At 55.8% G+C, this 13188-nt stretch carries 13 protein-coding genes; all 13 read right to left on the reverse strand.

Translation table 11 applies throughout. From position 1 onward, the window contains the following. Positions 1–8: 8 nt before the first annotated feature. Positions 9–605 (reverse strand): ribonuclease HII, encoded by a 597-nt coding sequence (gene rnhB, locus BJP61_RS17385; RefSeq protein WP_038864681.1) that lies wholly within the window; start codon positions 603–605, stop codon positions 9–11. Next, positions 602–1744 carry a lipid-A-disaccharide synthase gene (lpxB, locus tag BJP61_RS17390; protein ID WP_075193749.1) on the reverse strand — a complete coding sequence of 381 codons (1143 nt, stop codon included), beginning with the start codon at positions 1742–1744 and terminating at the stop codon, positions 602–604. The genes rnhB and lpxB overlap by 4 nt, the downstream gene beginning before the upstream one ends. Continuing rightward, the gene (lpxA, locus tag BJP61_RS17395) at positions 1744–2532 is read right to left on the reverse strand and encodes an acyl-ACP--UDP-N-acetylglucosamine O-acyltransferase (protein ID WP_038864685.1); all 789 of its coding nucleotides are present in this window, start codon (positions 2530–2532) and stop codon (positions 1744–1746) included. The genes lpxB and lpxA overlap by 1 nt, the downstream gene beginning before the upstream one ends. Positions 2533–2535: 3 nt before the next feature. Continuing rightward, positions 2536–2991, reverse strand: coding sequence for a 3-hydroxyacyl-ACP dehydratase FabZ (gene fabZ / locus BJP61_RS17400; RefSeq protein WP_004386127.1), 456 nt, complete (start codon positions 2989–2991; stop codon positions 2536–2538). Between the two features lie 116 nt (positions 2992–3107). Continuing rightward, positions 3108–4133, reverse strand: coding sequence for a UDP-3-O-(3-hydroxymyristoyl)glucosamine N-acyltransferase (lpxD, locus tag BJP61_RS17405; protein ID WP_171998846.1), 1026 nt, complete (start codon positions 4131–4133; stop codon positions 3108–3110). A 3-nt stretch (positions 4134–4136) separates the two neighbouring features. After that, positions 4137–4631 carry a molecular chaperone Skp gene (gene skp / locus BJP61_RS17410; RefSeq protein WP_075193747.1) on the reverse strand — a complete coding sequence of 165 codons (495 nt, stop codon included), beginning with the start codon at positions 4629–4631 and terminating at the stop codon, positions 4137–4139. Positions 4632–4753: 122 nt separating this feature from the next. Beyond that, positions 4754–7168 (reverse strand): outer membrane protein assembly factor BamA, encoded by a 2415-nt coding sequence (gene bamA / locus BJP61_RS17415; protein WP_038864696.1) that lies wholly within the window; start codon positions 7166–7168, stop codon positions 4754–4756. Between the two features lie 30 nt (positions 7169–7198). Then, positions 7199–8551, reverse strand: a complete 1353-nt coding sequence (gene rseP, locus BJP61_RS17420; protein WP_171998848.1) for a sigma E protease regulator RseP — start codon at positions 8549–8551, stop codon at positions 7199–7201. Between the two features lie 11 nt (positions 8552–8562). After that, positions 8563–9420 (reverse strand): phosphatidate cytidylyltransferase, encoded by an 858-nt coding sequence (gene cdsA, locus BJP61_RS17425; protein ID WP_171998851.1) that lies wholly within the window; start codon positions 9418–9420, stop codon positions 8563–8565. 12 nt (positions 9421–9432) lie between these two features. Beyond that, complete coding sequence (gene ispU, locus BJP61_RS17430; protein WP_012815355.1) at positions 9433–10191, reverse strand: (2E,6E)-farnesyl-diphosphate-specific ditrans,polycis-undecaprenyl-diphosphate synthase; 759 nt, start codon at positions 10189–10191, stop codon at positions 9433–9435. A 188-nt stretch (positions 10192–10379) separates the two neighbouring features. Next, positions 10380–11576: a 1-deoxy-D-xylulose-5-phosphate reductoisomerase gene (ispC, locus tag BJP61_RS17435; protein ID WP_038864700.1), complete on the reverse strand. Its 1197-nt coding sequence runs from the start codon at positions 11574–11576 to the stop codon at positions 10380–10382. Between the two features lie 124 nt (positions 11577–11700). Next, the gene (frr, locus tag BJP61_RS17440) at positions 11701–12258 is read right to left on the reverse strand and encodes a ribosome recycling factor (protein ID WP_171998853.1); all 558 of its coding nucleotides are present in this window, start codon (positions 12256–12258) and stop codon (positions 11701–11703) included. A gap of 168 nt (positions 12259–12426) precedes the next feature. Then, positions 12427–13152 carry a UMP kinase gene (pyrH, locus tag BJP61_RS17445; protein WP_007666699.1) on the reverse strand — a complete coding sequence of 242 codons (726 nt, stop codon included), beginning with the start codon at positions 13150–13152 and terminating at the stop codon, positions 12427–12429. Positions 13153–13188 lie beyond the last annotated feature (36 nt).

The raw sequence follows: 13188 nt of genomic DNA on the forward strand, positions 1-13188 counted from the left end.
TGTGTCTGTTAAGAGGCGAGGCCCAGCGCGCGTTTGACCGGCGCGAAACTGCGCCGATGGTGAGCCGTCGCGCCGTGCTCGGCCAGCCGCTCAAGATGAAAGGCGGTAGGATAGCCCTTATGCTGAGCGAATCCATACTGAGGAAAGGTGAGGTCCAGTTCAGCCATTTCCGCATCGCGCGTAACTTTAGCCAGTATCGACGCGGCGCTGATTTCTGCCACCCGGCTATCGCCTTTAACGACCGCCATACTGGGCATCGGCAAAGCCGGACAGCGGTTGCCGTCCACCAGGACATACTCTGGCGTCACGGCGAGGCCGGCGACCGCGCGCTGCATTGCCAGCATTGTGGCATGAAGAATATTCAGCTCGTCAATTTCGTGCGGCTCCGCGCGCCCGAGGCTCCAGGCAATCGCCTTCTCTTTAATCTCATCAAAGAGCGCGAGGCGACGCTTTTCTGACAGCTTTTTGGAATCCGCCAGCCCGACAATGGGCTTGAGCGGATCGAGGATCACCGCAGCGGTGACCACGGCGCCGACCAGCGGGCCGCGGCCCACTTCGTCAACGCCCGCCACCAGGTGCGTGTGCGGATAGATAAATTCCATCATTGCGCCAGTTCCAGCACCGCGTCCGCCGCCTGTTCATCGGCATTGCAGCGGATCTGCTGATGCAGTTTACGGAAAGTGTCGTGCATCTCATGGCTCTGTTTGCCGTCGGCCAGCAGAGGCAACAACGCGGCGGCGAGCTTCTGCGGCTCGCAGTCGTCCTGCAGCAGCTCTTTGACCAGCTCGCGCCCGGCAAGCAGGTTCGGCAGCGACACAAATTCAGTTTTGACCAGCCGTTTGGCGAGCCAGAAAGTGAATGGCTTCATACGGTAGCCGACCACCATCGGGCATTTGGCGAGCATACATTCGAGCGCGGCGGTACCGGAAGCGAGCAGCGCCGCGTCGCTTGCGATCATCGCCTCGCGCGCATGTCCGTCAAGCAGGTGCGCGGTGAGTGCCGGCGCGACTTCCGCTTTGATGCGCTCGAATTGTTCACGCCGTTTCGCGTTCACCAGCGGTACGACGATTTCGAGATCGGGATAATGCTCGCGCAAACGCAACGCGGTTTTAAGGAAATCCGCGCTCAGCATTTCAACTTCCGCGCTACGGCTGCCCGGCAGCAGGGCCAGGCAGCGGGCGTGGTGGGCGATGCCCAGCACGTCGCGCGCCGCGTTTTTATCCGGATCAAGCGGCATGGCGTCGGCCATGGTATGGCCGATAAAACGACACGGAACGTTAAATTTGTCATAAAACGCTTTTTCGAAAGGCAGAAACGCGAGCACCAGATCGGTGGCTCTGCCTATTTTGAAAACGCGTTTCTGGCGCCAGGCCCAGACGGAAGGGCTGACGTAGTGAATAGTGCGAATACCCTGCTGTTTCAGGTTACCTTCAAGCGTGATGTTAAAATCCGGCGCGTCGATACCGACGAATACATCCGGCTTTAACGCGGTGAAGCGCTGCGTGAGGTCAGCGCGGATATGCAGCAGGCGGCGCAGGCGGCCCAGCACTTCCACTATCCCCATCACGGCCAGCTCTTCCATCTCATACCAGGCTTCGCAGCCTTCGGCCTGCATACGCGGACCGGCGACGCCGACAAAACGCGCGTTCGGCACGCGCGCCTTGAGCGCCCGGATGAGACCGGCACCAAGAATATCGCCGGAGGTTTCTCCGGCGACCAGGGCAATCGTCAGGGGACGGGTCATTAACGAATCAGACCACGCGTGGAGCGGGCAAAGAAATCGTAGAACGGCTGCACTTCAGGATGCTTTGCGGCAATCTCTGCGATTTCTGGCTTCACCTCATCCAGCGTCTTACCGCTGCGGTAAAGCAGCTTGTAAGCGTTACGAATAGCGTGCAGCGCTTCTTTGCTGAAGCCGCGACGCTTGAGCCCTTCGATGTTCACGCCAAACGGAGTCGCGTGGTTACCCTGAGCTATCACGTAAGGCGGTACGTCCTGCGCGACACCGGAACAGCCGCCAACCATGACGTGCGCTCCGATGATGCAGAACTGATGCACGGCCGTCATGCCGCCGATGATAGCGAAATCATCGACAGAGACGTGTCCGGCAAGCGTGGCGTTATTGGCAAGAATGCAGCGGCTGCCGACAGTACAATCGTGCGCGACGTGCGCATTGATCATCAGCAGGTTGTCGCTGCCCACCTTCGTCAGACCACCTCCCTGTTCCGTGCCGCGATGAATGGTGACGCTTTCGCGAATGCGGTTGCGATCGCCAATCTCGACGCGGGTCGGTTCACCAGCATATTTCAGATCCTGGTTAACCTCACCGATGGAAGCGAACTGATAGATCTCATTATCGCGCCCGATCGTAGTATGACCATTCACGACAACATGAGACTTCAGTACGGTACCTTCACCGATTTTGACATCAGGGCCGACAATACAAAACGGACCAATGTGGGCGTTGGCACCAATAACGGCGCCCTCTTCCACAATGGCGGTGGGATGAATAAAGGCGGTCTTATCAATCACGTATCAGGCCTCCCGGCTCCGTGCACACATCATGGTGGCTTCACAAACCACTTTACCGTCAACCAGCGCGACGCCTTTGAAGCGAGTGACTCCACGGCGCGTTTTTTCAAAGGTAACTTCCATCACCATCTGGTCGCCTGGCACGACAGGACGCTTAAAGCGCGCTTCATCGATGCCTGCAAAATAGTAAAGTTCACCCGGTTCCAGTTTGCCAACGCTTTTGAAAGCCAGAATACCGGTGGCTTGCGCCATGGCTTCTAAAATCAACACACCCGGAAAAATGGGTTTACCAGGAAAGTGACCCTGGAAAAAAGGCTCGTTAACAGAGACATTTTTTACTGCGCGTAGAAAACGACCTTCCTCAAAATCCAGCACGCGATCCACCAGCAGGAATGGATAACGGTGCGGCAGAAGCTCTAAAATCTCTTCAATGTGCAGAGTATGAGTTTCAGTAGTCAAAATACTCTTCCTGTCTAAAAATATACTGAATGGGCAATAATAACACGGCCTGCGGCGATTCTGGATCGCTTGCAGGCCGCGGTTCTGTTGGCGGGCAGGCTTTATTAACCGGCGAGTCAGTCTTGCTGAGTGACTTTACGCTCAACTGCTTTTAAGCGTTTGTTCATTTCATCAATATTCATCACCAGCGCCGCCGTTTTGCGCCACACTTTGTTCGGTTGCAGCGGTATGCCTGAAGAGTAGACCCCAGGTTCAGTAATAGGACGCATCACCATCCCCATCCCTGTTACCGTTACTTTGTCGCAGATTTCCATATGGCCGTTAATCACGCTGGCGCCGCCAATCATGCAGTAGCGGCCGATTTTCAGGCTGCCTGCCATGATGACGCCGCCCGCGACCGCCGTATTGTCGCCAATCACGACGTTATGTGCAATCTGGCACTGATTATCAATAATCACGCCATTGCCGATAATCGTGTCATCCAGCGCGCCGCGGTCGATCGTCGTACAAGCGCCGATCTCGACGCGATCGCCGATAATCACGCGGCCAAGCTGTGGAATTTTAACCCAATTACCACGATCATTGGCGTAACCAAAGCCGTCCGCGCCGATAACGGTACTGGACTGAATCAGGCACTGTTCGCCAATCTGAATATCATGATAAATACTGACGTTCGCCCACAGGCGAGTGCCGGCGCCGAGCTTGCTGTTTTTACCGACAAAGCAGCCAGGGCCGATAATGACGTTGTCGCCAAGCTCAACGCCGGATTCAATCACAGCATTGGCACCGACGGCCACGTTATTGCCAAGCCGCGCCGAGAGGTCAATCACCGCGCTGGGCGCAATGCTGGCCGCCGGCTGCGGCGTGGTGTCGAGAATCTGAGCCATGCGCGCATAAGTCAGGTAGGGATTCTTCACTACCAGCGCGGCGCTGTTGGCAAAAGGAAGATCGGCCTCGGTCATCACGACCGCAGAGGCCTGGCAGTGCGCCAGTTGTTCACGATAACGCGGGTTTACCATGAACGTGATTTGCCCACCCTTCGCAGATTGCATGGAAGCGACGCCGGTGATGACGATATCGCCATCACCGTGTAACTCCGCATCCAACTGTTGAGCTAAATCAGCCAGTCGAATTGAAGGCATTACTTATTTAACCTGTTTCAGCACATCAGCGGTGATATCTTTCACATCGCTGCTGGTGTAAGCCACAGTATTAGCGTCTACCACCAGATCGATATCCTGGTCAGCAGCCACTTTTTTAACGGCAGCCTGAATACGGGTAACCAGCTTGCCGCGCTCTTCGTTAGAGCGACGCGCGCGATCCTGCTCGAACTGCTGCGCTTTACCGGAGAACTCCTGGCGACCCGCCATGACGTCTTTCTCCAGTTTGCTGCGCTCGCTCGCCTTCATGGTTGAGCCGTCACGCTGCAGACGCTGCATTTTGGATTGCAGGTCGGTTTCCATACGCTGCAGTTCGCCGGCGCGGCCTTTGAACTCGTTTTCCAGCGTTTTGGATACGCCCGTGCTCTGTGCAACCTGCTGGAACAGATTACCCATGTTAACTACAGCGATCTTGTCAGCAGCCTGAGCTGATGCTGCCATTGCCAGGCCAAGACCTGCAGCGAATAACCACTTTTTCACAATAAACTCCTTACCATCCCATATGTGCCCGAAGGCACTATTCTTTGCGTGGCCCGGATGCGTGCTATGCGCACGCACCGAAAGTCATCGCGACTGCTAAACGCATTCCCTTGTAACGAACATTACCAGGTCTTGCCAATATTGAACTGGAACTGTTCCGCTTCGTCTCCATCGTATTTCTTGAACGGCTGAGCGTATGAGAACACCAGCGGCCCCAGCGGAGACATCCATTGTAAGGCGATACCCGCAGACATACGGATGTTGCTCGGATCGCTATAATCCGGCACGCCCGCCGCACGCATGGCAGCGGAGTTCTGCCAGTTAGTATCCCAGACGGTACCCGCGTCAACAAACAGCGAGGTACGGACGGAATTCGCATATTTCTCGCTCAGGAACGGCGTCGGGGTAATGAACTCAAGGCTTGCTACGCCCATTGCGTTACCGCCGACCGCATCGTCGGACGAACAGTAACCGCCTGCGGCTTTGTCACAGTTATCCAGACCCGGACCGCTGTAGTAAACGGCTTTAGGACCGATGTTGTTGGACTGGAAGCCACGCACGGTGCTTGAACCGCCCGCGTAGAAGTTTTCATAGAACGGCATCTCTTTGCCGCTCAGACCGTCGCCGTAACCCCAGCGCGTACGACCCAGCACCACCCATTTGTGGTCTTCATCAATCGGGACATAGGTCGCCGTATCGAGCGTGACTTTGTAGAACTCGTTATCAGAGCCCGGAATCGTCACTTTACCGTTCAGGTTCACACGCGACCCCGCCGTCGGGAAGAAACCGCGGTCAAGGTTGTTGTAGGTCCAGCCGTAGTTCAGCGTGAAGTCATCCGCCGAGAAACCGTTGTCATCGGACGTTGTTTTCGCGCTCTGGCCTAAGGAGTCAAGATAACGCCACATCGCCACCTGCGGTTCCATATTCGACAGGTCGTTATGCACGTACCCTAAGCCGAGGCGCAGCGTGTTGTATTCGTTAACCGGGAAGCCCAACGTCCCGTCCACACCGTAACTTTTATTGGTGTAGGAGGAGAGATCCGCATCATCCGCTTTAAAATCGTTGTAGAAAATGCGTCCGCCGAGGCTTACGCCATCTACCGTAAAGTACGGGTTGGTGACGGAGAACTCGGAGTAGGTCTGGTAATCGTTTTTGGTACCGTTGATGCCAACGGAATAACCGGTACCGAGCCAGTTATCCTGCTGCACACCTACCTGGAAGCTCACGCCGCTTTCTGTGCCGTAACCCACGCCGAAGTTAAAGCTGCCGGTGTTGCGTTCTTTAACCTTGTACACCACATCGACCTGATCCGGGCTGCCAGAGACGCGCTGCGTATCCACATCCACGGTTTCAAAATAGCCGAGACGGTTCAGACGCTCTTTACCCTGATCGACCAGGTCGCTGCCGAGCCACGCGCCTTCCATCTGACGCATTTCGCGACGCAGTACGGCGTCTTTTGAGGTGTCGTTACCCTCAAAACGGATCTTACGCACATAGAAGCGGTTGCCGGAATCGACATTGACATGCAGCTTAACGGTCTTATCGGCATCGTTGATTTCCGGCTGCGTCTGCACTCGCGGATACGCATAACCGTAACGGCCAAGCAGCTTTTTAATGTCGTCTTCCATACGGGTCACTTTCGTGCCGTTGTAAAGCTCGCCCGGCTGCATTTTGGTCAGCGACTCGATTTCTGCGGAGTGACCCGCCAGGTTGCCGCTCACTTCAACACCAGCAATCTTGTACTGATCGCCTTCGGTTACATTGATGGTGACGTAGATGCCTTTTTTGTCCGGCGTCAGGCTGACCTGCGTGGAGTCGATATTAAAGCGCGCATAACCGCGGTCGAGGTAGTAGCTGCGCAGCGTTTCGAGATCGCCCTGAAGCTTTTGCTTCTGGTATTTGCGATCGCCGACCACGTTCCACCATGGCACTTCGTCGCGCAGCTGGAAGTTGGAAATTAGCTCTTCGGTACTGAAGGCGCGGTTGCCGACGATGTTGATCTGTTGGATTTTCGCCGAAACGCCTTCCTGGAAGACCAGCTTCAGGTCAACGCGGTTACGCGGCAGCGGCGTCACGACAGCTTTTACGCTGGCGCTATATTTACCGACGCTGTAGTAGAAATCTTCCAGACCTTTTTCGATATCGGAAAGCGTGGTGCGGTCAAGGGATTCGCCGACGCGCACGCCAGAGGCTTCGAGGTTCTGCTTAAGCATGTCATCTTTCACCGACTTGTTGCCGGAGAAAGTGATGCTGGCGATCGTCGGGCGCTCTTTCACCTGAACGAGCAGCGTATCGCCGTCGCGCAGCACCCGCACATCCTCGAAGTTGCCGGAGGCAAACAGCGCGCGGATAGTATTACTGATATCCTCGTCATTAACCGTGTCGCCTACGCGAACCGGCATGCTGAGGAGGGCCGCACCAACGGCGACTCGCTGCAGGCCTTCGAAATGAATGTCCTTCACTACGAACCCGTCTGCACCGTATACGGTGGCGCTGCTAAACAGCAGCGACGCTATGAGCAACTTTTTCATCGCCATCGTTGTTATGCGTTCTTCCTAACCTGCTCTCTATAGCCGAGAGAAATCATTGAAAAGTGCAAGCCCCATTAACAGCACCAGCAAAATAGAGCCAATGCGATAACTAAAGTCTTGAACTCGCTCGGAAACCGGCCCGCCTTTAAGCTTCTCAATCGCCAGAAACAGTAAATGTCCCCCGTCGAGTACGGGTAACGGGAACAGATTGATAATGCCTAAGTTCACGCTGATCAGCGCCAGAAACATCAGGTAGTAAATCAATCCGAACTCCGCTGACATCCCTGCGCCCTGGGCAATCGAGATTGGCCCACTGAGGTTGTTCAGCTTAACGTCGCCGGTCAGTAATTTTCCCAGCATGTTGACCGTCAGCTTCATCAGTTGCCACGTTTTCGCTGTAGCTTCTGTGATGGCGTTGAACGGCCCATACTGGCGCACAGTTTTGTACTCATCGGGCAGCGGCGCAATTTTCGGCACCACGCCTGCAAACCCTTCCGCCTTTTCGTTACCGGGTTTTGTATCCGGTATCAGCGTTAAAGACAAGGGGCTCCCCTGTCTTTCTATCTCGATTGCGAGCGGACGCGCCGGATTATCCCGCACCGTCGTCACAAAGTCGGACCACTCACTGAGCGGCTGCCCATCGACTTTAACGATCCTGTCTCCGGCTTGCAAACCCGCTTTGCTGGCGGCCGACTTTGGCTGCACCTGCGCAAGCACTGGTTCAATCTTCGGCCCGAAAGGCCGGATGCCAAGCGATGCCACCGGATCCTCTTTATCTGGCTCGAACTGCCACTGACGCAGATCGAGCACTTTATCCGTAACGGTGCTGTCACCAGGCGTTGCGACACTTAGCGTCACGTTCTCTTCGCCGATACGACCAACCAGTTCGAGACGCACAGCATCCCAGTCTGGCGTTTCGATGCCGTCAACGGCTTTTAGTTCCGTGCCTGGTGCGATTTGTGCCTGCGCGGCGATGGAATTGGGCGTTATTTCACCAATGACGGGTTTGAGACCCGGCACGCCCATCATGAAAACGAGCCAGTAGGCGAAGATAGCGAAAAGGAAATTAGCGAGGGGGCCGGCTGCGATAATCGCGGCGCGTTGCGCCACGGTTTTATTGTTGAAAGCCTGGTGGCGCAGTTCCGGCGCAACCGGCTCCACGCGCTCGTCGAGCATTTTGACATAGCCGCCCAGCGGGATGAGGGCGATAACGTATTCCGTGCCGTGGCGGTCAGTGCGCCGCCACAGGGCTTTACCAAAGCCGACGGAAAAACGTTCCACACGCACTCCCGCTTTGCGGGCAACCCAGAAATGGCCGAACTCATGCACCGTGATAAGAACGCCCAGTGCGATGATAAACGCCGCCAGATTCCAGAGTATGCTCAACATAATTTATTCCGTTAAATCGTCCTGAAAACCAGCAGCAGCAGGCAGGCGAATACCGGCACCGCCGCCGTCAGGCTGTCGATGCGATCCAGAATGCCGCCATGGCCCGGGATCAAATGTCCGCTGTCTTTAATGCCCGCTTCGCGCTTGAACATACTTTCCGTCAAATCGCCGAGCACAGAGGCCAGTGCGGCAACGATGGAACAGGTCAGAAGCGTGGCAGGCGCAACGTTAAGATCCGCCCATGCGCCGTAAATCCAGGAGATGATAGCCGCGGTAAACAGCCCGCCGATAAAGCCCTGCCAGGTCTTCCCCGGAGAGACTTTCGGCGCGAGCTTATGCTTGCCGAACATCTTACCGAACATATAGGCGCCGGAATCCGCCCCCCACACCAGGAACATGACGTAAAGCAGCCAGAGCGCGCCACTGTAGTGATTGGCGTCATAGTGCCAGGCGCGCAACGCCACCATGCCCCAGAAAAACGGCACAATAGTCAGCAGACCGAACACCAGCCTCAGCGCTTTAGAATGGCGCCAGAAAGAGGCAGAATTTGGGTAGAAAAGCACCAGTAATAAGGCGATCACCCACCATGCCAGCGACGCCCAGAGCGCACCTTCTACCAACGGAACGTTAATCGGCGTCTGGTAAATGGGCAGAAAAAACAGCATCAGCGCCAGAAGCAGCCCGCAAAGCAGCGCCAGCCACACCCGTTGAGATCGGGAAACGAAACCGCTCAGTTGCCCCCATTCCCAGGCGGCCAGAACGCAGACGGCCAGCGTGGCGATTGCGAAACCCATCGGCGGCAACAGAAACAGCGCGGCGATAACAACCGGTATTAAAACAAACGCAGAAATCAGGCGATACTTCAGCAAAAGCTACCCCCATCAGGCATCGATGCCGCCAGGTGCCGTGCCGCCGAACCGGCGTTCCCGGTTGGCAAAGGCATTTAGCGCACCTTCAAAGTCTTGTTCATCAAAATCAGGCCAGAGAACATCGGTAAAATAGAGTTCTGCATAGGCGATTTGCCACAGCAGGAAATTACTGATGCGATGTTCTCCCCCTGTCCTAATCACTAAATCTACGGGAGCCAACTCATTCATGCAGATCTGCTTACTGAGCATCTCTTCATCAATCTGGTCAGGACGCAACAGACCTTCCTGGACCTGTGCCGCTAAATGCTGCACTCCCTGAATAATATCCCAACGTCCGCCATAATTCGCGGCGATATTCAACGTCAGCCCGCTATTCTGGCTGGTTAACGCCTCGGCTTTGTGGATACGGTCCTGTAAACGGGTGTTGAAGCGGCTGATATCGCCGATGACCCGCAGACGCACGTTATGGCGATGCAGGCTTTTGACTTCGCTATCGAGCGCCCAGACGAATAACTCCATCAGCGCGCTGACTTCCTGAGCGGGGCGGTTCCAGTTCTCGCTGCTGAATGCGTAAAGCGTCAGTGCCTCAATACCATTGTTTGCAGCGAAAGAGACCGCGCGGCGAACCGACTTCGCCCCTGCTTTATGACCAAAGGCTCGGATTTTCCCTTGTCTTTTCGCCCAGCGACCATTGCCATCCATAATAATGGCAACATGGCGCGCGCCATGTGCGGGCAAGTTTTCGCTTAATGGAAGGTTTACAGACAACATAACGCGTATTTATTCCCTGATAAGGATTAAGCGGTACTCAGGAATACTGAAGCCTTTGCATAAAAAAGCCGTGACAACCACGGCTCGCCCGACCGGCCAGGCTCACCCACCCGTATTCAGGTGGCGCAGACTATATCACCGAAGCAGAGCGCTCACAAATAACGTCGCCTTCGCCGCGTGATTAATCATCAGCTTGCGAGACCTGTCACCCGTTTGTGCGCCATATTGCGCGCTTCGGCATCAACGGTGAGCACTTCATCCACACTTTGCGGTTCGCGAAGATCCATTTCATCCAGCACCGCCTGATTGAGCGCTGCGATATCCGTAAAACGAATCTCTCCGGCAAGGAAAGCGGCGACCGTGATTTCGTTCGCCGCGTTAAGCGCCGTCGTCGCCGCTTGCCCGTGCTCAAACGCGTCCATGGCAAGCTTCAGACACGGATAGCGCTGATAATCTGGCTCGCAGAAACTCAGCGTCGCTATCTTGCAAAAATCCAGAGGCGATACGCCGGAAGGGACTCGCGCCGGCCAGGCCATCGTATGCGCGATGGGGGTGCGCATATCGGGTTCGCCCAGTTGAGCCAGCACGCTGCCGTCGGCATAACGCACCATAGAATGAATCACCGACTGTGGATGAATCAGCACTTCCATCTGGTCTGCCCGGGCGTTAAACAGCCAGCGAGCTTCAATGTATTCGAGACCTTTATTCATCATGGTAGCCGAATCGACAGATATTTTACGCCCCATCGACCAGTTAGGATGACGGCACGCCTGGTCCGGCGTCATTGCCGCCAGGTCAGATAACGGCGTTTGTCGAAACGGTCCACCCGATCCGGTGAGGATAATCGAAGAGACTCCGCTTTCCTCAAGTTTAGCGTACCCCAGGTTGTGTTGAATTGTTGCCGGTAAACTCTGAAAAATCGCGTTGTGCTCGCTGTCCACCGGCAGCAACTGCGCGCCGCTGCGGGCCACGGCGTCCATAAACAGCCGTCCGCAGGTAACCAGCGACTCTTTATTCGCCAGTAACACTTGCTTACCGGCCGCGATAGCCGCAAGCGTCGGCAGAAGCCCGGCAGCGCCGACAATGGCCGCCATGACCTGCGTCACTTCGTCAAGCGACGCCATTTCGCACGCTGCATCGCGTCCGGCCAGCACCTCGGTCTGACTCCCCTGCTCACGCAGCGCAGCGCGCAGCGCGGCCGCGCTCTCATCATTATCCATCACCGCAAAACGAGGACGAAACTCCAGGCACTGTTCAACCATTCGGGCGACATTCTTGCCCGCCACCAGCGCGGTAACCGAAAATTTATCCGGATTATGGCGGATTACATCAAGGGTGCTGCAACCGATAGAGCCGGTAGAGCCGAGAATGGTTAAATGCTTCATGAGGCGCTCAACGTGAAATAAGAGTAAACGCATCGCGCAGGCGCGCGATCCAATGCAAAACGCCGCCAGCAAGAACCGCGAGGCGGCTCTTCTGTACGGCGTTTACAGTATCATCAGAAAGGGATCAGAACTGCAGCAGTTCGGCTTCTTTATCGGCCAGCGCCGCGTCCACTTTCTTGATGGCGGCGTCAGTCATTTTCTGAACGTCGTCCTGAGAACGACGATCTTCATCTTCGCCAATTTCTTTATCTTTCAGCAGCGCTTTGACTTTATCGTTCGCGTCGCGACGCACGTTACGGATAGCCACACGCGCCTGCTCGGCTTCTCCACGGACCACTTTGATGAGGTCTTTACGACGCTCTTCGGTCAGCGGCGGCAGCGGAACGCGGATATCGCTGCCTGCGGAGCTCGGATTCAGGCCAAGATCGGAGGCCATAATCGCTTTCTCAACGGCCGGCCCCATAGAGCGGTCAAACACGTTGATTTTCAGCGTACGGGAATCTTCTACGGTGACGTTAGCCAGCTGACGCAGCGGCGTCGGCGTGCCGTAATATTCCACCACGATGCCGTCAAGCAGGCTCGGGGAAGCGCGGCCGGTGCGCACTTTGCTGATTTGGGTTTTAAACGCTTCAACGCATTTGTCCATGCGTACTTCAGCATCTTTTCTGATATCGCTAATCACGTTACGAATCCTTGAAAACTGGTTATCAGGCAGACCACACCTGCGCCACGATGCCTTGCGGCTGCGTGCTAAGTATAGCCTTATTTGTCTTGCGGCACCCGACGGGTCGCCTGGTCACGGAAACCGATTTTAAAGCGGAATCTTACCCTGATTCCCTGAAAACGAAAATTATTCTGTAATCAGAGTGCCTTCTTTTTCGCCCATGACGACGCGACGCAGCGCGCCCGGTTTGTTCATGTTGAATACGCGAATCGGCAATTTGTGGTCGCGGGCAAGCGTAAAGGCCGCCAGATCCATGACTTTCAACTCTTTTTCCAGTACTTCCTGGTAAGAGAGCTGATCGTAAAGCGTCGCGGTCGGATCCTGCATCGGATCTGCAGAGTAAACGCCGTCGACTTTGGTTGCTTTCAGCACCACGTCAGCTTCAATTTCGATACCGCGCAGGCAGGCAGCGGAATCGGTGGTGAAGAACGGGTTGCCGGTGCCGGCAGACAGAATGACCACGCGGTTGTTGCGCAGCAGGCTGATAGCTTCAGCCCAGCTGTAATTGTCGCACACGCCGTTTAACGGGAAGGCGGACATCAGGCGAGCGTTAACATAGGCGCGGTGCAGCGCGTCGCGCATGGCAAGGCCATTCATCACGGTCGCCAGCATGCCCATGTGGTCGCCCACAACGCGGTTCATCCCGGCTTTCGCCAGGCCCGCGCCGCGGAATAAGTTGCCGCCGCCGATCACCACCCCGACCTGGATGCCCAGCTCCACCAGCTCTTTAATTTCCTGCGCCATGCGATCCAGTATGCTCGCATCGATACCGAAGCCCTCTGCTCCTTGCAGCGCTTCGCCACTCAGCTTGAGCAGAATGCGTTTATAGACGGGTTTTGCATTGGTAGCCATGTTTCTTTCCTGGAACTGTCAACGAATGGGATGGTT

The organism is Cronobacter sp. JZ38, assembly GCF_008932145.1.
GTDB classification, from domain to species: domain Bacteria; phylum Pseudomonadota; class Gammaproteobacteria; order Enterobacterales; family Enterobacteriaceae; genus Cronobacter; species Cronobacter muytjensii.